The sequence below is a fragment of the Nocardioides sp. FY1077 genome, assembly GCF_058681775.1.
Genome location: NZ_JBZWDB010000002.1, coordinates 627039 through 646999, shown reverse-complemented (window position 1 = coordinate 646999; position 19961 = coordinate 627039). Strand labels below are relative to the sequence as shown.

The window sequence follows — 19961 nt, the reverse complement described above, 5'->3', positions numbered from 1 at the left end:
GTAGCGAGCGCCAGCGAGCGTATCGAGACCCAGCGCGCGCGTCGGAGGTCTCGATACACCTCGTCGCTGGGGCTCCTCGGCACTCGACCACCGAAGGGCCTGACCGTACGCGGTCACGAGTGGCGGTCCTCGAGATCGCCCTCGAGGTCGAGGTAGACCGCCTGCATGGCGGCGAGGACGTCGGGGTCGGGTGCCTCCCACAGGCCGCGGTCGACGGCCTCGTGCAGCTTCTCCACGATGCCGCGCAGCGCCCAGGGGTTGGAGGTGCGCATGAACGCCTGGTTGGTCTCGTCGAGCACGTACTCCTTGGCCAGCGTGTCGTACATCCAGTCGTGTACGACGCCGGTGGTGGCGTCGAAGCCGAACAGGTAGTCGACGGTGGCGGCCAGCTCGAAGGCGCCCTTGTAGCCGTGGCGCTGCATGGCGCCGATCCACCGGGGGTTGACCACCCGGGCGCGGAAGACCCGGTTGGTCTCCTCCTGCAAGGTGCGGGTGCGCACGGCGTCGGGGGTGGTGGAGTCACCGACGTAGGCCTGCGGCGAGGTGCCGGTCAGCGCGCGCACGGTGGCGACCATGCCGCCGTGGTACTGGTAGTAGTCGTCGCTGTCGGCGATGTCGTGCTCGCGGGTGTCCACGTTCTTCGCGGCCACCTTGATGCGCCGGTAGTTGGCGCGCATGTCGTCGGCGGCGGCCGCGCCGTCGAGGCCACGGCCGTAGGCGAACCCGCCCCAGGCGGTGTAGACCTCGGCGAGGTCGGCGTCGTCGCGCCAGGTGCCCGACTCCACGACCTGCAGGATGCCGGCGCCGTACGACCCCGGCTTGGAGCCGAAGATGCGGGTGGTGGCCCGGCGCTCGTCGCCGTGCTCGGCGAGGTCGGCGCGGGCGTGCGCGGCCACGAAGTTGAGGTGGTCGGGCTCGTCGAGGCCGGCGACGAGGCGCACGGCGTCGTCGAGCATCGCCACGACGTGGGGGAACGCGTCGCGGAAGAAGCCGGAGATCCGCACCGTCACGTCGATGCGGGGGCGGCCGAGCTCCTCCAGCGGCACGACGTGGAGGTCGCTGACCCGTCGGGAGGCCTCGTCCCAGGTGGGCCGCACGCCGAGCAGCGCCAGCACCTCGGCCACGTCGTCGCCGGAGGTGCGCATCGCGCTGGTGCCCCACACCGAGAGCCCCACGGACGTCGGGTGTGCGCCGGTGTCGTCGAGGTAGCGCTGCACCAGCGAGTCGGCCATCGCGACGCCGGTCTGCCAGGCCAGCCGCGAGGGCACCGCGCGGGGGTCGACGGTGTAGAAGTTGCGCCCGGTCGGCAGCACGTTGACCAGCCCGCGCAGCGGCGAGCCCGACGGCCCGGCGGCCACGAAGCCGCCGGCGAGGGCGTGCACCACGGCGTCGAGCTCGGCGGTGGTGCCGGCCAGCCGGGGCACGACCTGGGTGGCGGCGAAGGCCAGCACCCGCTGCACCTCGGGGTCGGCGTGCAGCCGTGCGGCGGCGGCGACGTCCCAGCCGGCCTCCTCCATGCCGAGCACGAGCGCGCGGGCCTGCTCCTCCACGGCGTCGACGGCGACGACGGCCTCGGCGCCCTCCTTCAGCCCGAGCGCGGCGCGCAGCCCTGGCACCGAGGCGCTCTGCCCGCCCCACACCTGCGCCGCGCGCAGGATGGCCAGCACCAGGTTGACCCTCGCCTCCCCCGCCGGGGCCTGGCCGAGCACGTGGAGGCCGTCGCGGATCTGGGCGTCCTTGATCTCGCACAGCCAGCCGTCGACGTGGAGGATGAAGTCGTCGAACTCCTCGTCGTCGGGGCGCTCGTCGAGGCCCAGGTCGCGGTGCATCTCGGCGGCCTTCATCAGCTGCCAGATCTCCCCGCGCACGGCGGGCAGCTTGGCGGGGTCCATCGCCGCGATGTTGGCGTGCTCGTCGAGCAGCTGCTCGAGCCGGGCGATGTCGCCGTAGGTCTCGGCGCGCGCCATCGGCGGGATCAGGTGGTCGACGATGACGGCGTGGGCGCGGCGCTTGGCCTGGGCGCCCTCGCCGGGGTCGTTGACCAGGAACGGGTAGACCAGCGGCAGGTCGGCGATCGCGGCGTCGGTGGCGCAGGCCGCCGACAGCGCGGCGTTCTTGCCCGGCAGCCACTCCATCGAGCCGTGCTTGCCCAGGTGCACCACGGCGTGGGCGCCGAAGCCGCCCTCGCTGGTGTCGGCCCGCAGCCAGCGGTAGGCGGCGAGGTAGTGGTGCGACGGCGCCATGTCGGGGTCGTGGTAGATCGCCACGGGGTTCTCCCCGAAGCCGCGCGGCGGCTGGATCAGCAGCACGACGTTGCCGGCCTGGATGCTGGCCAGCACGATCTCGCCCGCACCGCTGCCGTCGACCGACGGGGCCACGAACAGCCCGCCGGGCGACTCGCCCCAGGTGGCCACGACGGCGTCGCGCAGGGCCGCCGGCAGCTCCGCGGTCCACGCGTCGTACTGCGCCTTCGTGATCCGCACGTGGGCGTCGGTGAGCTGGGCGGAGGTCAGCCACTCCTCGTCCTGCCCGCCGGCCTCGATCAGGGCGTGGATGAGGGCGTCGCCGGCCTCGGTGTCGTCGTCGAGGTCGAGGCCGGGCACCGCCCCGGCGGGGCCGAGGTCGTAGCCCTCGTCGCGCAGCCGCCGCAGCAGCCGCACAGTCGACACGGGGGTGTCCAGGCCCACGGCGTTGCCGACCCGGCTGTGCTTCGTCGGGTACGCCGAGAGCATCAGCGCCACCCGGCGCTGCGCGGGGGGCACCCGCCGCAGCCGGGCGTGGTTGGCGGCGATCCCGGCCACCCGGGCGCACCGCTCGGGGTCGGCGACGTAGCGGGGCAGCCCGTCCTCGTCGACCTCCTTGAACGAGAACGGCACCGTGATGATGCGGCCGTCGAACTCGGGGATCGCGATCTGCGTCGCGGAGTCCAGCGGGCTCACCCCGTCGTCCGAGGCCTCCCACTCGGCGCGGCTGCTGGTCAGGCACAGCCCCTGCAGCACCGGGATGTCGAGGGCCGCCATCCGCTCGACGTCCCAGGCCTCGTCGTCGCCGCCCGCGCTCGCCGTGGCGGGGGTCGACCCGCCGGCGGCCAGCACGGTGACCACGAGGGCGTCGAGGGTGCCGAGCGCGGCGTACAGCTCGTCGGGCGCTGAGCGCAGGCTGCTGGAGAACACCGGGACGCCGACCGCGCGCCCGGTCGCGTCGACGGCGTCGGCCAGGGCGTGGGCGAAGGCGGTGTTCCCGCTGGCCTGGTGGGCGCGGTAGAACAGCACGCCGACGCGCGGGAGGGCGTCGGCGGAGGGGTCGACGGGCACGTCGCGGGCCCATCCCCAGGCGGGGATCTCCGCTGGCGGTGCGAAGCCCTCGCCGGTGAGCAGCACGGTGTCGGACAGGAAGGCGTGCAGCTCGCGCAGGTTGGCCGGGCCTCCCTCGGCGAGGTAGCGGTGGGCCTCGGCGGCCACCCCGATCGGCACCGACGACTGCTCCATCAGCTCGGCGCTGGGCTGCTGCTCACCGCCCAGCACCACCATCGGCATCCCGGTGGCGCGGATGCGGGCGAAGCCGGAGCAGAGGTCCTGCGGGGAGCCGAGCACCCGGCCGACGACGAGGTCGCAGCCCTCGATCACCTCGGCCATCGACTGGTGGCCGGGCCGGGCGGGGTTGGCCCACACCCAGTCGGCGCCGGAGGCCCGGGCCGAGAGCAGGTCGGTGTCGGACGTCGAGAGCAGCGCGATGCGCACAGGGCCTCCTCGGGGTTCTCGCCCCGCAGTAGTGGCGGAGTCCCGTGGCCAGTATCTGGCTGGGCCGACCTCGCCGGCCGAGGACGGCGGGGGCGGCGTCACAGTGGCGGAACCGCCCCGGACTGGGCATCGCTGCCGCACCGGGTTCCTGGGTCCACGAGACGTGTGGCCGCAGCCTAGTCCGAGCCGGGCGCCACCGCGCGCCCGCCGCCCGGTGCCCGCGGCAGCCGGTGGTCGCCCACCACGGCGCCGCCGACCAGGTGCTCGGCCACCACCCGCCCGGCCACCTGCGGGTCGACGTCGGCGTACCAGACGTCGTCGGGCTGCACGACCACCACCGGGCCGTGGCTGCAGGGCAGCAGGCAGCCAGTCTGGGTGAGCAGCACGTCGTCGTCGCCGAGGTCGTGGGCCATCGTCGCGAGCAGCACGGCGGCGGCGGTGTCGTCGGAGCCGCGGGCGGTGCAGCGCGGCCCGCGGCAGACCAGCACCTGGCGCCGGTGCGCCGGCACGCCGTCTCCCGCGGCGGTGTCGAGGCCCGCACCGGCGCCGTCGACCGGTCTCGCGGCCGCCACGGCCGCGCGCAGTGCGGCGGGCTCGGGGCCCGGGGCGCCGAGCAGCGTCGGGGCCACCGCGACCTCCGGCGCGCCGCCGTGGTCGCCGTGGTCGCCGTGGTCGCCGTCCGGGGCGCCGCCGCGCTCGCGCCACCAGTGGGTGGCCACCCGGCGCAGCCAGGAGACGCCCGGCGCGAGCGGGCCGAGCGACACCCCGACCAGCACGACGTGGGTCGCGCCGGCGTCGGCGAGGCGGGTCAGCTCGCGCGACACCGACGGATCGCCCTGCTGCAGGAACGCCACCGACCCGCCGTGGGCGGCGGCGAGGTCGACCAGCGCGGGCCGCGCCGCCACCTCGCGCACCGACATGCCGACCACGACGAGGTGCGGCACGCCGTGCGCGGGGCGGCGGGTGCGGGCGGGTCCGACCATGGTGGGTGACGCTAGCCCGGCCCGTCGCCGCCCGTCGGGGCGGGCGCGCACTACCGTGACCGGATGAGCGCAACGGGTGCGGCACGGTCCTCCTACGACGTCGTGGTCGTGGGAGGTGGGCACAACGGGCTGGTCTCGGCGGCCTACCTGGCCCGCGCCGGGCTGTCGGTGCTGGTGCTGGAGCGGCTCGACCACACCGGCGGCGCGGCGGTCTCGGCCCCGGCGTTCCGCGGCCACGACGTGCGGCTGTCGCGCTACTCCTACCTGGTCTCGCTGATGCCCGAGGCGCTCGCGGCCGACCTCGACCTCGGGCTGCGCCTGGAGTCGCGGCCCACCGCCTCCTACACCCCGTGGCTGCGCGACGGCCGGGCCGGTGGGCTGCTCGTCGAGCGCCCCGAGGGCCCCGCCACCGCGCAGTCGTTCCGCGACCTCACCGGGGGCGACGAGGAGTACGCCGCCTGGCGCGAGTTCTACGCCGACGTCGCCGACCTCGCCCACGCGGTGGCCCCGACCCTGCTGCAGCCGCTGCCCGGCGAGCGCGACCTGCGCGACCGCGTCGACCCCGACATCTGGCGCGACCTGGTGGCCCGACCGCTGGGCGAGGCCGTGGAGCGCCGCTTCCGCGACGACACCGTGCGGGGCGTCGTCGCCACCGACGCGCTCATCGGCACCTTCGCCTCGCTGCGCGACCCCTCGCTGGTGCAGAACCGCTGCTTCCTCTACCACCTGATCGGCAACGGCACCGGCGAGTGGCGGGTGCCGGTCGGCGGCATGGGCGCGGTGACCGACGCGCTGGCGGCCGCGGCCGGGCGGGCCGGTGCCGAGCTGCTCACCGGCGCCGGGGTGTCGGCGGTGCGCCCCGGCGGGGAGGGCGGAGGCGCCGAGGTCGACTACGACGCCGGGGGCGAGCGCCACACCGTGCAGGCGCGCTGGGTGCTGGCCAACGTCGCCCCGTGGGTGCTGCAGATCCTGCTCGGCCAGGGCGAGGACGCCGCCACCAAGCCGCAGGGCTCCCAGCTGAAGATCAACGCGCTGCTCGACCGGCTCCCCGCGCTGCGCTCCGGGGTCGACCCCGCGGTCGCCTTCGCCGGCACCCTCCACCTCGGCGAGGACTACACCCAGCTCGAGCGCGCCCACGCCGAGGCCGCCGGCGGCGCGGTGCCCTCGGCCCTGCCGGGCGAGGTCTACTGCCACTCGCTGACCGACCCCTCCATCCTGGGGTCGGCCGCCCCCGGCACCCACACGCTCACCTACTTCGGCCTGCACACCCCCGCCTCGCTGTTCGCCGACCCCGCGACCCGCGAGGCCGCGAAGGCCGAGGCCGTGGCCCGGGCGTTCGCCTCCCTCGACCAGCACCTCGTCGAACCCCTGGCCGGCTGCATCGCCCGCGACGCCGAGGGCCGGCCCTGCATCGAGGCCAAGGTGCCCCAGGACGTCGAGGCCGACCTGGCGATGCCCGGCGGCCACATCTTCCACGGCGACCTCGAGTGGCCCTGGGCCCCGGCCCGCGCCCGCCTGGACACCCCCGCCGAGCAGTGGGGCGTGCAGACCGGGCACGACGCGGTGCTCCTCTGCGGCTCCGGCGCCCGCCGCGGCGGCGCCGTGTCCGGCATCGCCGGGCACAACGCCGCCCAGGCCGTGCTGGCCTCCCGCTAGCCGTCGGCTCGATTTCGCTGCCCGGTCGGCCGCTGGTAACGTCTTCCTCGCTTCACCGCGCGGCATTAGCTCAATTGGCAGAGCAGCTGACTCTTAATCAGCGGGTTCGGGGTTCGAGTCCCTGATGCCGTACCGACACCACAGCCCCTGGCCCACCGGCCAGGGGCTGTCGTCGTTCCCGACCCTTCCTCGTCAACCGTCCGCCGGTGGGTCGGTGGAGGGGGTCGTGTGCCCCACGACGCGGCCGGGCGCGCCCCCAGGCACGCGACCCGACAGCCCGACTGCCCCGCTGCCCGGATGCCCCGCGAACCCCGGGCTCCCGGCGAATCCGGGTCGTGTGCCCCACGACGCGGCCCAGCGCGCCCTCAGGCACACGACCCGACTATCCGACTGGCCCATTGCGCGACTGCCCCGCGAACCCGGGTCGTGTGCCCCACGACGCGGCCCAGCGCGCCCCCAGGCACACGACCCGCCGACCCGAGGCCAGACCCGAGGCGACGGACCGCCCGGGGCCGCCTCAGGAGGAGGAGCCCGTCGCCGGGCCGTCCAGGTCCTGCAGCGCCGAACGGTCGCCGAGCTTCCCCGCGGGGATCACGCTGAACGTGCCGTCGCTCTCGACCACCACCGACCCGACCGTGGCGAGGTCGCCCACGCCCGACGAGCGGACGGCCTGGCGCACCTCGCTGGGGGTCAACCGCTGCCGGCGTATCGCGTCGTCGAGCAGCCGTCCGTCACGCAGCACCTCCGTGGGCCTGGCGGTCAGCACCGCCCGCGAGGCGGGCACCAGCGCCGTGGAGCCCGCGACGAGGAGCTGCATCGCCACGAGCACGGCGAGGGCGAAGGCCCCCTCGGTCCAGGAGACGTCGGAGCTGAGGAAGATCGTGGCGAGGGTCGACCCCAGCGCGACGGTGACGACGAGGTCGAAGGCGTTCAGCTTCGCCAGCGTGCGCTTGCCCGACGTACGCAGCACCACCACCAGGAAGACGTAGGCGGCCGGGCCCACCAGGACCACGCGGAGGACGTCTGACCAGGTGTCGAACCACATGGGGCCTTCCTACCCCATGCGCCCCCGCACGAGCCCGGCACGGCGGGCCGACCGGGCCGGACGCGGGCGTCGGGTCCAGCGGCGGAGGTCACCCACCGGCGGAGGGGGACGACGTCGGCGAGGGCGATCCCGAGTCGAGCGGGGCGTCGGTGACGGTCGTGCCGGTGCAGGTGCCGGCCTGCTCGCGGGCCAGGGCGTCGAGGTCCTCCAGCGAGTTGAGCAGGTCGATGATCTCGTCGGCCCGGAAGTCGCGGATCGACCCGATGCCGCCCCTGATCAGCTCGGTCGCGCGCTGCACGGTCTCGGCCGCGTCGAGGCAGGAGTCGGGCACGACCACCGCCGTGGCGGGGTCGTCGCTCGGGCTGGCCGTCGGTACGTCGCTCGCGTCGGGCCGGGCGTCGTCCCCGGTCTCGCCGTCCTGGGCGACCCCCACCACGAGGCCTCCGAGGACCAGCCCCACGAGCAGGGCGAGCGCGGGCACCGCCACGGCCCACCGGCTCGCGGGCCGGGGACCGGCCGGAGGAGGTTCGTGTGACGTGCTCATGCCCGGGCTCCCTGGTGTGCTGGTGTCCTGGTCTGCTGGTGGCCTGTCGACCGGTGGCGGCCACCGGGAGCGACACCCGGCGCCCCGCACGACGCACGAGCCGGCCGACCGCCGCTAGGTTGTCCGGCATGGCCTTGTCCGTACGCACTGCCGACGAGAGCACCATACGACTCCTCGACGGCGCGGTGGTGGCGTGGACGGTGCTGTGGATCGTCATCGGCGGCTGGTCGGCCTGGACCACGTGGCAGCTGTCGGAGCTGGGCGACACCGTCTCGCGCTCCGGCAGCGCGATCAGCTCCGCCGGTGCGGCGCTCGAGTCGCTGCGCGAGGTGCCGGTGGTGGGTGAGCGCCCGGCCGAGCTGGGGCAGGAGACCGCCGCTGCCGGGGAGGACATCGAGGCGCGGGGGCAGCAGGTGGAGAGCCAGCTGCGCCAGCTCGCGGTGCTGCTCGGCCTCGCCGTCGCGGTGATGCCGGCCGCACCGGTCGTCGGTCTCTACCTGCCGCTGCGCGGGGCGCGCCGTCGAGAGCGCGACGACCTCGCCCGCGTCCTGCGCGGCCCCGGCGCCGACGCGCGCTTCGACCGGCACCTCGCCGAACGAGCCGTGCGCAACCTGTCGTGGAGCGAGGTGCGCCGCCTCGACGACGACCCGTGGCAGGCGCTGGCCGAGGGCCGCCATCGCGGGCTCGCCGACGCCGAGCTCGCCCGACTCGGACTGAGCCGCTCCGGTGAACGCGCCTGACCCGCCCGACCACCACGGGGGTCGTGTCGCACGGGCCACCGCACGGTGGCTCGTGCGCCTGCGGTGGGTCGTCATCGCGGGCTGGGCCGCGGCGGTCCTGGCCTCCCTGTTCGTGCTGCCGTCACTCCCCTCCTCGCAGGGCAGCGACGGCTTGAACGGGCTCGTCCCCTCCGACACCCCCGCCGTGGCCACCGAGCTGCGCAGCGTCGAGCTCTTCGGGTTCCCGCTGATCGGCCGCACCGCGCTGGTGCAGCGCGACCCGGCGGGCCTGTCGGTCTACGACCAGGGGCGCACGGCGACCGCTGCTGCGGCCGTGACCCGCGGGCGCTTCCCGGGCCTGGAGCGCATCGAGGGCGCGCTGCCGCTGAGCAACGCGTTGGGGGTGTTCCCCTCCTCGGCCGAGCGCGACACCACCGCGATCACCTACCTGCTGTTCCGTCCCGACGTCGGCCTCGGCACCCAGACCCGCCAGGCCCGCCGGTACGGCGAGCGCTTCCTCGGCGAGCGCGACTCGGTGGTCGGGGTGTCGGGCTCGGTCCCCGCCCGTGCCGCCCAGGGCGCCCTGATCCGGGAGAACCTGCCGCTCGCCGAGCTCCTCACGCTGGGGGCGATCGTCCTCATCGTCGGTGTCGCGATGCGGTCGGTGGTCGCGCCGCTGGTGGCCGTGCTGTGCGCCGGGGTGGCCTACGTGATGACGTTGCGGGTCTCCGGTGCACTCACGACCGCGCTGGGCGTCTCGAGCCCCAGCGAGCTCGAACCCGTCGTGGTGGCCCTGCTGCTCGGCGTCGTCACCGACTACGTGGTCTTCTACCTCACCGCCATGCGCCGTGAGCTCCGTCGCGGGCGCACCTCCCTCGACGCCGCGCGGGCGGCGGCCACCAGCTTCGGGCCGATCGTGGTCGTTGCCGGGCTCGCCGTCGCCGCGGGCACGGGTGCGCTGCTGGTGGCCGAGTCGACGTTCTTCCGCGCGCTCGGCCCGGCCCTGGTCTTCACCGTGCTGGTGGGCCTGGTGGTCGCGGTGACCCTGGTGCCCGCCCTGATGGCGGTGCTCGGGCGGTGGTGCTTCTGGCCCGACCGTCCCCGTCCCGCCGGCGCGGGCGCCGGCACGCCCGCCGACACGGGCACCGTGGGCACGGGCACCGACGCGCCTCCGGCAGGTGACCCGGACGACGGGTCCCGGGTCGCCGCGCTCATCGTCTGGCTCACCGGGTCGCGACGACGCGCCGCAGTCGTGGCGGCCTCGTGCGTGGCCGGCCTCGGGCTGGCCGCCACTCCCCTCCTCGGGCTCAGCCTGGGGGTGTCCTTCGTGGGGTCGCTGCCCGAGGACACCGGCGTCGCCCGGGCCGCCGACGCCGCACGCACGGGCTTCGCGCCGGGCATCCTGTCGCCGACGACGCTGCTGGTCGAGGGTGACGGCCTGGACCGCCAGGGGCGCGAGCTCGCGCGGCTCGAGACGCTGCTGGAGGACCGGCCGGGTGTCGCCGGCGTGCTCGGCCCCGGCGACGTGACCCCGCGCCTGGCCCGCGACGTGCTGGTCAAGGCCGACGGCTCGGCCGCCCGCTTCCTCGTCGTGCTCGAGGACCCCGCCCTCGGCGCCGACGCCATCTCGACGCTCGACGCGCTCGATGCCGACCTCGACGCGCTGGTGTCCAGCAGCGGGGTCAGCACCTCGGCCGCCGGGTTCGCCGGCGACACCGCCACGGCGGCGTACATCGTCGGCCAGACCGGCGGCGACCTCAAGCGGCTCGCGGTCGCCGCGCTCGGGGCCAACCTGCTGATGCTCGTGCTGTTCCTGCGCGCGGTGGTCGCCGCGCTGTACCTGCTGGTGGGCAGCGTCCTCTCGCTCGGCGCGGCGCTCGGGCTGACGATGCTGCTCTTCGGCCAGCTCGACCCGGGGGCGGGGCTGACGTTCTACGTGCCGTTCGCGGCCGCGGTGCTGCTGCTCGCGTTCGGGTCCGACTACAACATCTTCGCGGTCGGCAGTGTCTGGGAGCACGCTCGTCGACATCCGCTGCGGGAGTCGGTGCGGGCGGTCATGCCGACCACGATCGTCGCGATCTTCGTGGCGGGACTCGCCCTGGCGGCGAGCTTCGGCATCCTCTCCGTGGTGCCGCTGGTGCCCTTCCGGCAGCTCGCGTTCGTCATGTTCGTGGGCATCATGATCGACGTGCTCGTGGTCAGGGCGCTGCTGCTGCCGGCGCTGCTCACGGTGTTCGGAGCCGTCAGCGCGTGGCCGAGCTCCCAGCTGAGCGACACGCGGCGGGTCACCGCACCCGACGCCTGACCGGGTCCCTCGGCCACGGCCTCCGCCGCGGCGGAGGCCACGCCACGACCCACCACCCCGCAGGTGCGGTGTGCGAGGGTCGGGTCATGACGGCCCCCGCACCGCCGACCCCACCGGCCCTCGTGGCGGCGATCGACCTGCCGCCCGTCACCGGGGAGGCCCTGCTGCTGGGCGGTGGGGTCCTCGTCGCGGGCTGGGTGGTGGGTCGGGCCGCGAAGTGGGCGACCGGGCACGTGCTGCGGTGGCGTGGTCGCTCCCCCAGCGCGAGCTCGATGTTCGCCTCGCTCGCGCAGACCCTGGTGGTGGTGCTGTCGGTCGCCGCCGCGCTGACCCTGGTGTTCCCCAGCGTGAAGCCGGTCAACGCCCTCGGGGGCATCGGCGTGCTGTCGATCGCCGCCGGCATCGCGTTCCAGACCGTCCTCGGCAACATGTTCGCCGGCATCGTCATCCTCGCCCGTGACATCTTCCGCGTGGGCGACCAGATCGCCGTGGGCGACGTCGCCGGGACCGTGATCGAGATCAGCCTGACCAGCACCGTCGTGCGGACCTTCGACGGTCGCAAGGCGCTCGTCCCGAACGCGGTGGTCCACTCCGAGGTGGTCACGGTGCAGACCGGCTTCGAGCACGTGCGCTCGACCGTCACCCTCGACATCGACGACCAAGCCGACTTCGCGCGGGCCGCCGACGTGGCCGAGGCGGCCATGCGCGGCGTGCCGGAGGTGCTGGACGAGCCGGCGCCGCAGGCGCTGCTGCAAGGGGTGGGCTCGGCGACGGTCCGGATGGACCTGCGCTTCTGGTCCGGGGCCAGGCAGATGGAGACCCGGGTCGCCCAGCACCAGGTGATCGTGGCCGTGCTGCGCGAGCTCGCGGACGCCGACGTCGTGACCGGCTCCGACGTCCTCGTCGTCGAGGGCGGCCCCGGGCTCCTCGGGGCGATCCGACCGGGCGGCGCGTCCGAGGCGGGCCCGGGCGCTCCCGGGAGGTGACCCGCTGACCGCCTTCCGGGTCCGTGGTGCGCCGGCTGCCCTGTCGGGCGGGCGGGCTGGGGTCGCGGAGCCGGGTCGTGTGCCCCACGACGCGGCCCGACGCTCCGCCAGGCACACGACCCCGCCGACCAGCTGCCCAGCGGACGGACGGGACCGGGTCGTGTGCCCCACGACGCGGCTCAACGCGCCCTCAGGCACACGACCCCGCCGACCGGCTGCTCAGCGGACGGACGGGACCGGGTCGTGTGCCCCACGACGCGGCCCAGCGCTCCCCCAGGCACACGACCCCGCCGACCGGCTGCCCGCTGCCCGGCGGAGGGATGGAACCGGGTCGTGTGCCCCACGACGCGGCTCGACGCGCCCTCAGGCACACGACCCCGGACCACCGATCGGAGACACAGCGACCCCGGTGGCCGCACGCAGGTCGTGTGCCCAACGACGCGGCCCGACGCGTTGCCAGGCACACGACCCGACCGACCCGCCCGCCCACAGCGCCACCCTGTGAGCACACAGCGCCGCGGTCGCTACCGGCCCGCGGTACGCCGCCGCAGGCTGGTGTCGTGACCACCGCCCCGCTCGCGCTCCCCCGACCGGCAGCGCCCGCCGCCGACCTCGCCCCCGCCGCGGCCACCCCCGAGCGGGCCGTCACCGCAGGCGCCGGCACGGACCCCAGCACGGACCCCAGCACGGACGCCGTCTCCGTTGCCGGCGCCGCCACGGCCATGCCCGCCACGCCCGCCACGCCCGCCACGCCCGCCACCCCCACCACGAGGCGAACACGGGGCGGGTTCCTGGCCGAGCTCGACGGTGCGTCGCCGGTGGGGCACATCGGGCCGAACTGGTTCGCCCCCGTGATGGGCACCGGCATCCTCGCCGTGGCCCTGGTCGGGGCTCCCGTGGCGCTGCCCGGGCGCACCGCCCTCGCGCTCGCGGCGTGGGCCCTGTCGGTGCTGGTGCTCCTGGCGGTCACCGCCGCGACGGTGGCCCACGCGCTCACCCACCCCGCCGCGGCGCGCGCCCACCTGCGCCACCCCGTCACCGCGCACTTCTACGGCGCACCGGCCATGGCGCTGATGACGGTGGGCGCCGGCACGCTGCTGGTCGGCCACGAGGTCGTCGGCGTCCGGGCCGCCCTGGCCGCCGACGTCGTGCTCTGGACGCTCGGCACCCTGCTGGGCCTCGCCACCACCGTCGTCGTCCCGCTGGTGGCCCGCGCCCACCACGGCCGCGGCCCCGACGCGGCGTGCGGGGCCTGGCTGATGCCGGTCGTGCCGCCGATGGTCAGCGCGGCCACCGGCGCCCTGCTCGTGCCGCACCTGCCGGCCGGCCTCCCCCGCCAGGGCCTGCTCGTGGCCTGCTACCTGCTCGCCGCGGTGGCCCTGGCCGCCAGCGTCGTGGTGGTGCCGATGGTGCTGCGCCGCGTCGTCCGGTACGGCGCCGGGCCGGCCGCCGCCGTACCGACGCTGTTCATCGTGCTGGGCCCGCTGGGGCAGTCGGTGACGGCGGTGCACCACCTCGGGGCGCTGGCGCCCCAGGTGCTGCCCGGGGCGTGGGGTGACGCGTTGGCGCGGCTCACGCTGCTCTACGGCCTGCCGGTCTGGGGTGCGGCGATGGCCTGGCTGGGTGTCGCCGGCGTCCTCACCTGGCGCACCGCGCGCGGCCCCGGCGGGCTGCCGTTCGGCCTGCCGTGGTGGTCGTTCACGTTCCCCGTCGGCACCGTCGTCACCGGCACCGCCGCGCTGGCCGACGCCACCGGCTCGGTGGCGCTGCGCGCCGTGGCCGTGGTGCTCCTCTCCGCCCTCGCGCTGGCCTGGGCCATGGTCGCCACCCGCACCGTGCGCGGCACGTGGAGCGGCCGGCTGCTGCGCGCTCCGCTCCCCGCGCGCTGACCCGCGCCCGCTCCCCGGCCCGTCCCGCCCGCTCGCGCCCGTCCCGCGAGGTTCACCCCCACGGGCGGTGGGGCCACCGCAGGGGCGGGGCAGGGTGGGAGCACGGGCCGGCGTCGCCGACCCGTGCTGACTGCCCCCGACGAAAGGTCACCCCATGCCCGAGCTCGACGGCAAGCGCATCGCCTTCCTGGTCGCCAACTCCGGGGTCGAGGAGGTCGAGCTGACCGACCCCCGCCGTGCGCTCGACGAGGCCGGCGCCGAGACCGTGCTGATCGCGCCCGAGAAGGGCACGGTGCAGGCGTTCGAGGGCGACGTCGACAAGGCCGGCACCTACCAGGCCGACCTCGCCGTGGCCGACGCCTCGGCCGACGACTTCGACGGCCTGGTGCTGCCCGGCGGAACCACCAACCCCGACGCCCTGCGCCTCGACGCCGCCGCAGTGGCGCTCGTGAAGGCCTTCGCCGACGCCGGCAAGCCGGTGGCCTCCATCTGCCACGGGCCGTGGACGCTCGTGGAGGCCGGCGTGCTGGAGGGCAAGACGCTCACCAGCTGGCCCAGCCTGCGCACCGACGTCACCAACGCCGGTGGCACCTGGACCGACGAGGAGTCGGTGACCTGCCCGGTGGGCTTCCCGCTGGTGACCAGCCGCAACCCCGGCGACCTCCCCGCCTTCTCCAGCGCCGCGATCGCCGCGTTCGCCGGCGCCTGAGCGTCCTGCCCAGGACGGCGCAGCGTCCCGGAACAGCACGACGCCCCGCTGCGCAGTGCGCAGCGGGGCGTCGGTGCTTCAGGTCGTGCGGTGGGCCGACCAGGTCCGGCGTGGGATCAGGGTGCCGGTCGGTCCGGCGGCCGAGCGTGGAGTCCGGCCGCGGTGGAGCGTGGGGGTCAGACCCGCGAGCGGGACTTGTTCTTGCCCATGACGGCCTCGGCGAGACCGATGAGCAGGAAGGCCGCGATGACGGCGACGACGAAGCCGATGATGTTCAGCTCGAAGATGTCACCCGAGCCGAGGAACGAGGCGACGAGGCCGCCGATGAGGGCGCCGACGACGCCGAGCACGAGGGTGCCGAGGATGCCGAGGGACTGACGGCCGGGCTTGATGAGACGGGCGAGCGCGCCGATGATCAGACCGACGACGAGGAGACCAATGATGTTCAACATGCGAGCACCGTACCGTCGTCCCGACCCCGGGCGGTCCACCCCTGCGGGCGTCCCCCCTGTGGGGTGACCCGGCCCACGTCTTGCTGGTGCCGGGAACAAACCGAGCCTGACCTGCTGTTCCGTGACGGTTGACCAGCACAACCAACCCCCCAGGAGCAGCGCACCCGTGTCACCCAGCATCCGCGGCAACCAGGCCGTCACCTTCGCTGTCCTCACCGTCGCGGTCTCGTCGTTCTCGCTCCTGCAGTCGCTGATCGTGCCCGTGCTGGCCACGATCCAGCTCGAGTACGACACCGACCAGACCACGGTCACCTGGGTGCTCACCGCCTACCTGCTCTCCGCCTCCATCGCCACGCCCCTGCTGGGCCGCATCGGTGACGCCGTGGGCAAGAAGAAGATGCTCGTGGTGACCCTGAGCGCGCTGGCGGTCGGCTCGCTGATGGCCGCGCTCGCGCCCAGCATCGGCTGGCTCATCGTCGCGCGGGTCGTGCAGGGCCTCGGCGGCGGCGTGCTGCCGCTGTCGTTCGGCATCATCCGCGACGAGTTCACCGGACGGGTGACCGGCGCGCTCAGCGTCATCGCCTCGCTGACCGCCGTCGGCTTCGGCGCCGGCATCGTGATCGCGGGCCCGATCGTCGAGTCGCTGGGCTACCACTGGCTGTTCTGGCTGCCGATGGTCGCCACCGCGCTCGCCGCGCTGGGCGCGCTGCTGCTGGTGCCGGAGTCGCCGGTGCGTACGCCGGGGCGCCTGCCCGCCGTGCCCGCCGTGCTGCTCGCCGGCTGGCTGGTCGCCCTGCTGCTCGCGGTCAGCCAGGGCAACAAGTGGGGCTGGGGCTCCGCGGAGGTGCTCGGGCTGTTCGCCGCCGCCGTCGTGCTGGCCGCCTTGTGGATGCGCGTCGAGACCCGGGTCCCGGTGCCGCTGATCGACATGCAGATGATGCGCCTGCGCGGGGTGTGGACCACCAACGTCGTCGCGGCGTTCGTCGGGTTCGGCATGTTCGCGTCGTTCGGCTTCCTGCCGCAGTTCCTGCAGACCCCGTCGGAGGCCGGCTACGGCTTCGACGCCACGATCACCGAGTCGGGCCACCTGCTGCTGCCCAGCGCCGTGGCCAGCTTCCTCGTCGGGTTCCTCACCGCGCGCCTCATCGGCCGCTTCGGTGCCCGTCTGGTGATCGTCACCGGCACGCTGCTCAACGCGGTGGCGTTCGCCTCGATGGCGCTGTTCCACGACACCACGGCCCAGCTCTACGCCGCCACCACGATCCAGGGCGTCGGCTCGGGGCTGGTGTTCTCCAGCCTGGCCGGCGTCGTGATCGCCAGCGTGCCGCGCGAGCAGACCGGCGTGGCGAGCGGGATGAACGCCAACATCCGCACCATCGGCGGCTCCATCGGCTCGGCGGTGATGGCCGGGATCGTGACCGCCGAGATCAGCCCGGAGGGGTTCCCCGTGGAGCGCGGCTACACCATCGGCTTCGCGCTGCTCGGCGCCGGCATGCTGGTCGCCGCCCTCGCGGCGCTGCGCATCCCCGACGTGCACGACCCCGCCGCGGACCGGGTCGACCCCCAGGGCGACCTGCGCCCGTCGGAGGCCACGGACGCTGCGCCCGACGACATCGTCACCGCCGGCACGGCCACCCCGGTCGCCCGCTGAGCGGTCGCCCGCCGAGGTCTATTCCGGGCCGGCCGGAGCGGCCAGAGGCACGGAGCGGCTAGAGGTACAGCCCGGTGGCCTCGTCGCCGACGCGCTCGGCGGCCACCGCGTGCACGTCGCGCTCGCGCATCACGACGTAGAGCTCGCCGTGCACCTCGACCTCCGACTTGTCGTCGGAGTCGAACAGCACGCGGTCGCCCGACTCCACGGCGCGTGCGTGCGGCCCGACGGCCACGACCCGCGCCCACGACAGGCGCCGTCCGCCCATGGCGGCGGTGGCCGGGATGACGATCCCGCCCGATGAGCGGCGCTCACCGGCCTCCGCGTCGAGCTCCACCAGCACGCGGTCGTGGAGCATCTTGATCGGCAGCTTGTCGGCCACCTCAACCCCTCCCGACCGGAGCGGGGCCGGTCACCCTCAGCGGGTCACCCGGCGCACGACCACGAGGGCCACCACGGCGCCGACGACGATGCCGACGGTGGTGAGGATGTGGTCGGTGCGCGGCTGGCCGGTGGCCGGGTCGACGTAGTGGGCCTTCACGGAGTAGGCCTGTCGCCCGGCGATGGTCTTCGGGCTGGCCCGGTGGAGCAGCTGGTCGATGGTGCCCGCGAGGCGCTCTCGGGTCTCCTCGATCTCGCGCTCGAGGGAGCTGGGCGGCGGACTCGCTTGGTGGCTCACGACGTGCACGCTACCAACTGCGCCGGCACGGCGGTCCTCGGCGGTCACCCGCGGTCACCGGCGACCACCGGGCGGCGGCCCGACCGTGCGCGGGTCGAAGCCGAACGGCAGCTCGAGACGGTGGCGCCGCATCAGGGCGTCGTCGGTCAGCACGTCGTACGTCGACCCGTCGGCCACGACCGTGCCGTCGTGCAGCACCACCGCGCGCGGGCACAGCTCGAGGGCGTAGGGAAGGTCGTGGGTCACCATCAGCACGGTGACGTCGAGGGAGCGCAGCACGTCGGCGAGCTCGCGGCGCGAGGCGGGGTCGAGGTTGGACGACGGCTCGTCGAGCACCAGGATCTCCGGCTCCATCACCAGCACGGTGGCCACGGCCACCCGGCGGCGCTGGCCGAAGGAGAGGTGGTGGGGCGGGCGGTCGGCGTACTCCGCCATGCCGACCTGGTCGAGCGCGGCCATCACCCGGCGCTCGAGCTCGGCGCCCTTGACGCCGAGGTTGGCCGGGCCGAAGCCGACATCGGCGCGCACCGAGCCCATGAAGAGCTGGTCGTCGGGGTCCTGGAAGACGATGCCGACGCGGCGGCGCACCTCGCCCAGGTTCTCCTTGACCACCGGCAGGCCGCTGACCGCGACCGTGCCGGCACCGGTGCCCGACCCGGCGCCCAGGATGCCGTTGAGGTGGAGCACCAGCGTGGTCTTGCCGGCGCCGTTGGGCCCGAGCAGTGCGACCCGCTCGCCGCGACGCACGTCGAGGTCGACGCCGAACAGGGCCTGGTGGCCGTCGGGGTAGGCGTAGGCCAGGCCACGGACGTCGAGGACCGGGCGGTCGTCGTCCGAGGCGTCGGTGGGCGCAGGGGTCATCAGGGCATCTTGCCGGTGTAGCCGCGCGAGAGCATCGCCAGGTGCACGCGCTCGCCGCGCTCGTAGGAGCGGATGAACAGCGCACCCATCGAGCGGGCCAGCACCGGCCAGTGCGCGGGGTTGCGGGCGGTGAACCCGCGCGACTCCCGCGCCACCTTCATCCGGGCCATCTCGCTGGTCACCACGTCGAGGTAGCGGATCATGAACGCCATGATCTGCACCAGCTGCTGCGGCACCCGCAGCCGCTCCAGGCCGGCCAGCACGTCCTGCGGCTCGGTGGTGGCGGCCAGGGTGAGGCTGGCCAGCACCCCGAGCGTCGCCTTGGCCAGCAGCCCCCACGCCGCCAGCAGGCCGGGCTCGCTCACCGCGACGCCGAGCACCTCGACGTCGGGGCCGTGCGCCACGAAGGGCAGCAGCAGCGCGAAGACGACGAACGGCACCTCGACGACCATCCGCTTGAGCAGGTACGTCGGCGGCACCGTGGAGAGCCGCACGACCGCGGCGACCAGCAGCAGGTAGAGCCCGTAGACCGGGTACCACTCCCGGGGCGTGGCCACCACGACCACCATGAAGCCGACCAGCACCACCAGCTTCAGGTGGGCCGGGAACCGGTGCACCGGGGAGTGCGCGTGCAAGTGCAGCCGGTGCCCGTGTCCGGCACCCATGACGCTCGCCGGTCGCCTAGGCGACCGGCTGGTCCTCCGCGGACGGGGCGCCGGCGCCGGCGGCGTTCTCACGGGCGCGGCGGCGCAGCAGCAGCGTCAGGCCGCCGGCCACGCCGAGCACCACGAGCACGCCGACGACACCGGCGACGCCGCCGCTGAGGCGCTCGTCGTCGATGAAGCTGCTGCCGTAGCCGGCGAAGACGCCGTCACCGGCGGCGTGGTCGGTCTCGGTGTCGGCGAAGCCCTGGTCCTGCGACACCTTCGCGAGCCCGTCGGGGTCGGCCGAGGCGTAGTGGCTGACCACGCCGGCCAGCAGCAGGCTGACCAGCAGGACGCCGAGGACGACGGCGCGGGTGCTGACCCGGCGCACGGCGCTCACGCGCCGGCCCCGGCGGGGGTGCGGATCTCGAGCTCACGGCGCGCCAGCACGCCGCGGGCGCCGTGCACGAGGTCGGGGCGCACGGCGATGATCGCGCCGACGGCGAGGAAGGTGATCACGGCCTCGCCGAGGCCGATGAGCAGGTGGACGCCGAGCATCGCGGTGGTGAGGGTGTCCAGCGGCAGCGGGGCGGTGCCGCCGACGGCGTACAGGCCGACGAAGACCAGCGCGGCCACCGGCACCGAGACGAACGCCGCCACGCCGGCGGCGAACGGCACCAGCGCGAGCTTCTTGGGCAGCACGGCCTGCAGGCCGCGGAAGACCAGCCAGCCCACGACGCAGGTGGCCACGCTCATCAGCACGACGTTGGTGCCGAGCGCGGTGATGCCGCCGTCGGCGAAGAGCAGGCACTGCACGATCAGCACCACGCTGGTGCACAGCACCCCGGTCCACAGCCCGACCAGCACCGCCGCGATCGCGCCGCCCATCAGGTGGCCGCTGGTGCCGGAGGCCACCGGGAAGTTCAGCATCTGGGTCGCGAAGACGAACGCCGCGACCAGCCCCGCCAGCGGGGCGGTGCGGTCGTCGAGCTCGCGGCGCGCGCCGCGCAGGGCGATGCCGACCGCGGCGGCCGCGACGACCCCCGTCACGACGGACGTCGGTGCGTCCAGGAATCCGTCGGGCACGTGCATGGGTGC

At 75.0% G+C, this 19961-nt stretch carries 18 protein-coding genes and 1 tRNA gene; 8 read left to right on the top strand and 11 right to left on the bottom strand.

All coding sequences use genetic code 11. The annotated features are described in order from the left end of the window. Positions 1 to 113: 113 nt before the first annotated feature. Both cobN and AC4OR8_RS08065 read right to left on the bottom strand, forming a co-directional pair. The gene (cobN, locus tag AC4OR8_RS08070; RefSeq protein ID WP_492165020.1) at positions 114 to 3740 is read right to left on the bottom strand and encodes a cobaltochelatase subunit CobN; all 3627 of its coding nucleotides are present in this window, start codon (positions 3738 to 3740) and stop codon (positions 114 to 116) included. Positions 3741 to 3916: 176 nt separating this feature from the next. After that, positions 3917 to 4723: a (2Fe-2S) ferredoxin domain-containing protein gene (locus tag AC4OR8_RS08065; protein WP_492165019.1), complete on the bottom strand. Its 807-nt coding sequence runs from the start codon at positions 4721 to 4723 to the stop codon at positions 3917 to 3919. Between the two features lie 63 nt (positions 4724 to 4786). Here AC4OR8_RS08065 and AC4OR8_RS08060 point away from each other — a divergent pair, with 63 nt between their 5' ends. Continuing rightward, a complete protein-coding gene (locus AC4OR8_RS08060; protein WP_492165018.1) occupies positions 4787 to 6379 on the top strand; it encodes a phytoene desaturase family protein in 1593 nt (530 codons plus the stop codon). A gap of 59 nt (positions 6380 to 6438) precedes the next feature. Then, positions 6439 to 6511, top strand: a tRNA-Lys gene (locus AC4OR8_RS08055). A 385-nt stretch (positions 6512 to 6896) separates the two neighbouring features. Here AC4OR8_RS08055 and AC4OR8_RS08050 read toward each other — a convergent pair. Together AC4OR8_RS08050 and AC4OR8_RS08045 are read right to left on the bottom strand one after the other, a co-directional pair. After that, positions 6897 to 7424 carry a DUF421 domain-containing protein gene (locus tag AC4OR8_RS08050; RefSeq protein WP_492165017.1) on the bottom strand — a complete coding sequence of 176 codons (528 nt, stop codon included), beginning with the start codon at positions 7422 to 7424 and terminating at the stop codon, positions 6897 to 6899. Positions 7425 to 7512: 88 nt separating this feature from the next. After that, complete coding sequence (locus tag AC4OR8_RS08045) at positions 7513 to 7911, bottom strand: hypothetical protein (protein ID WP_492165016.1); 399 nt, start codon at positions 7909 to 7911, stop codon at positions 7513 to 7515. Between the two features lie 185 nt (positions 7912 to 8096). Between AC4OR8_RS08045 and AC4OR8_RS08040 the strand changes: the two genes are divergently transcribed. The 5 genes from AC4OR8_RS08040 (at position 8097) to AC4OR8_RS08020 (ending at position 14576) form a co-directional block, all read left to right on the top strand. Continuing rightward, on the top strand, positions 8097 to 8708 hold the full coding sequence (locus tag AC4OR8_RS08040) for a hypothetical protein (RefSeq protein ID WP_492165015.1): 612 nt from the start codon (positions 8097 to 8099) through the stop codon (positions 8706 to 8708). Positions 8709 to 8760: 52 nt separating this feature from the next. Beyond that, positions 8761 to 10992 carry an MMPL family transporter gene (locus AC4OR8_RS08035; RefSeq protein ID WP_492165014.1) on the top strand — a complete coding sequence of 744 codons (2232 nt, stop codon included), beginning with the start codon at positions 8761 to 8763 and terminating at the stop codon, positions 10990 to 10992. 86 nt (positions 10993 to 11078) lie between these two features. Continuing rightward, a complete protein-coding gene (locus AC4OR8_RS08030; RefSeq protein WP_492165013.1) occupies positions 11079 to 11978 on the top strand; it encodes a mechanosensitive ion channel family protein in 900 nt (299 codons plus the stop codon). Between the two features lie 560 nt (positions 11979 to 12538). After that, positions 12539 to 13867, top strand: coding sequence for an SLAC1 family transporter (locus tag AC4OR8_RS08025; RefSeq protein ID WP_492165012.1), 1329 nt, complete (start codon positions 12539 to 12541; stop codon positions 13865 to 13867). A gap of 154 nt (positions 13868 to 14021) precedes the next feature. Beyond that, positions 14022 to 14576 (top strand): type 1 glutamine amidotransferase domain-containing protein, encoded by a 555-nt coding sequence (locus tag AC4OR8_RS08020; protein WP_492165011.1) that lies wholly within the window; start codon positions 14022 to 14024, stop codon positions 14574 to 14576. Between the two features lie 176 nt (positions 14577 to 14752). Here the strand turns inward: AC4OR8_RS08020 and AC4OR8_RS08015 are convergent, their stop codons facing one another. After that, positions 14753 to 15028 (bottom strand): GlsB/YeaQ/YmgE family stress response membrane protein, encoded by a 276-nt coding sequence (locus AC4OR8_RS08015; protein WP_492165010.1) that lies wholly within the window; start codon positions 15026 to 15028, stop codon positions 14753 to 14755. A gap of 166 nt (positions 15029 to 15194) precedes the next feature. Here AC4OR8_RS08015 and AC4OR8_RS08010 point away from each other — a divergent pair, with 166 nt between their 5' ends. Continuing rightward, positions 15195 to 16679 carry an MFS transporter gene (locus tag AC4OR8_RS08010; protein WP_492165009.1) on the top strand — a complete coding sequence of 495 codons (1485 nt, stop codon included), beginning with the start codon at positions 15195 to 15197 and terminating at the stop codon, positions 16677 to 16679. 58 nt (positions 16680 to 16737) lie between these two features. Here the strand turns inward: AC4OR8_RS08010 and AC4OR8_RS08005 are convergent, their stop codons facing one another. Genes AC4OR8_RS08005 through AC4OR8_RS07980 form a run of 6 tightly spaced genes read right to left on the bottom strand, consistent with a single transcriptional unit; the run spans position 16738 to position 19955 of the window. Next, positions 16738 to 17037, bottom strand: a complete 300-nt coding sequence (locus AC4OR8_RS08005; RefSeq protein ID WP_492165318.1) for a GroES family chaperonin — start codon at positions 17035 to 17037, stop codon at positions 16738 to 16740. A 60-nt stretch (positions 17038 to 17097) separates the two neighbouring features. Beyond that, positions 17098 to 17358 carry a DUF3618 domain-containing protein gene (locus AC4OR8_RS08000; RefSeq protein WP_492165008.1) on the bottom strand — a complete coding sequence of 87 codons (261 nt, stop codon included), beginning with the start codon at positions 17356 to 17358 and terminating at the stop codon, positions 17098 to 17100. A 54-nt stretch (positions 17359 to 17412) separates the two neighbouring features. Then, on the bottom strand, positions 17413 to 18219 hold the full coding sequence (locus AC4OR8_RS07995) for an energy-coupling factor ABC transporter ATP-binding protein (protein ID WP_492165007.1): 807 nt from the start codon (positions 18217 to 18219) through the stop codon (positions 17413 to 17415). Further along, positions 18219 to 18854: a cobalt ECF transporter T component CbiQ gene (cbiQ, locus tag AC4OR8_RS07990; RefSeq protein WP_492165006.1), complete on the bottom strand. Its 636-nt coding sequence runs from the start codon at positions 18852 to 18854 to the stop codon at positions 18219 to 18221. Before cbiQ ends, AC4OR8_RS07995 begins: the two co-directional genes overlap by 1 nt. A 46-nt stretch (positions 18855 to 18900) precedes the next feature. Then, entirely contained in the window at positions 18901 to 19263 is a 363-nt protein-coding gene (locus AC4OR8_RS07985; RefSeq protein ID WP_492165005.1) for a PDGLE domain-containing protein, read from the bottom strand. Then, entirely contained in the window at positions 19260 to 19955 is a 696-nt protein-coding gene (locus AC4OR8_RS07980; RefSeq protein WP_492165004.1) for an energy-coupling factor ABC transporter permease, read from the bottom strand. Before AC4OR8_RS07980 ends, AC4OR8_RS07985 begins: the two co-directional genes overlap by 4 nt. Positions 19956 to 19961: the final 6 nt, after the last annotated feature.

Coding starts and splice junctions, on each gene's coding strand:
- AC4OR8_RS08065 (WP_492165019.1), bottom strand. CDS start 4,723: ATGGTCGGACCCGCCCGCACCCGCCGCCCCGCGCACGGCGTGCCGCAC.
- AC4OR8_RS08060 (WP_492165018.1), top strand. CDS start 4,787: ATGAGCGCAACGGGTGCGGCACGGTCCTCCTACGACGTCGTGGTCGTG.
- AC4OR8_RS08050 (WP_492165017.1), bottom strand. CDS start 7,424: ATGTGGTTCGACACCTGGTCAGACGTCCTCCGCGTGGTCCTGGTGGGC.
- AC4OR8_RS08040 (WP_492165015.1), top strand. CDS start 8,097: ATGGCCTTGTCCGTACGCACTGCCGACGAGAGCACCATACGACTCCTC.
- AC4OR8_RS08030 (WP_492165013.1), top strand. CDS start 11,079: ATGACGGCCCCCGCACCGCCGACCCCACCGGCCCTCGTGGCGGCGATC.
- AC4OR8_RS08020 (WP_492165011.1), top strand. CDS start 14,022: ATGCCCGAGCTCGACGGCAAGCGCATCGCCTTCCTGGTCGCCAACTCC.
- AC4OR8_RS08015 (WP_492165010.1), bottom strand. CDS start 15,028: ATGTTGAACATCATTGGTCTCCTCGTCGTCGGTCTGATCATCGGCGCG.
- AC4OR8_RS08005 (WP_492165318.1), bottom strand. CDS start 17,037: ATGCTCCACGACCGCGTGCTGGTGGAGCTCGACGCGGAGGCCGGTGAG.
- AC4OR8_RS07995 (WP_492165007.1), bottom strand. CDS start 18,219: ATGACCCCTGCGCCCACCGACGCCTCGGACGACGACCGCCCGGTCCTC.
- AC4OR8_RS07980 (WP_492165004.1), bottom strand. CDS start 19,955: ATGCACGTGCCCGACGGATTCCTGGACGCACCGACGTCCGTCGTGACG.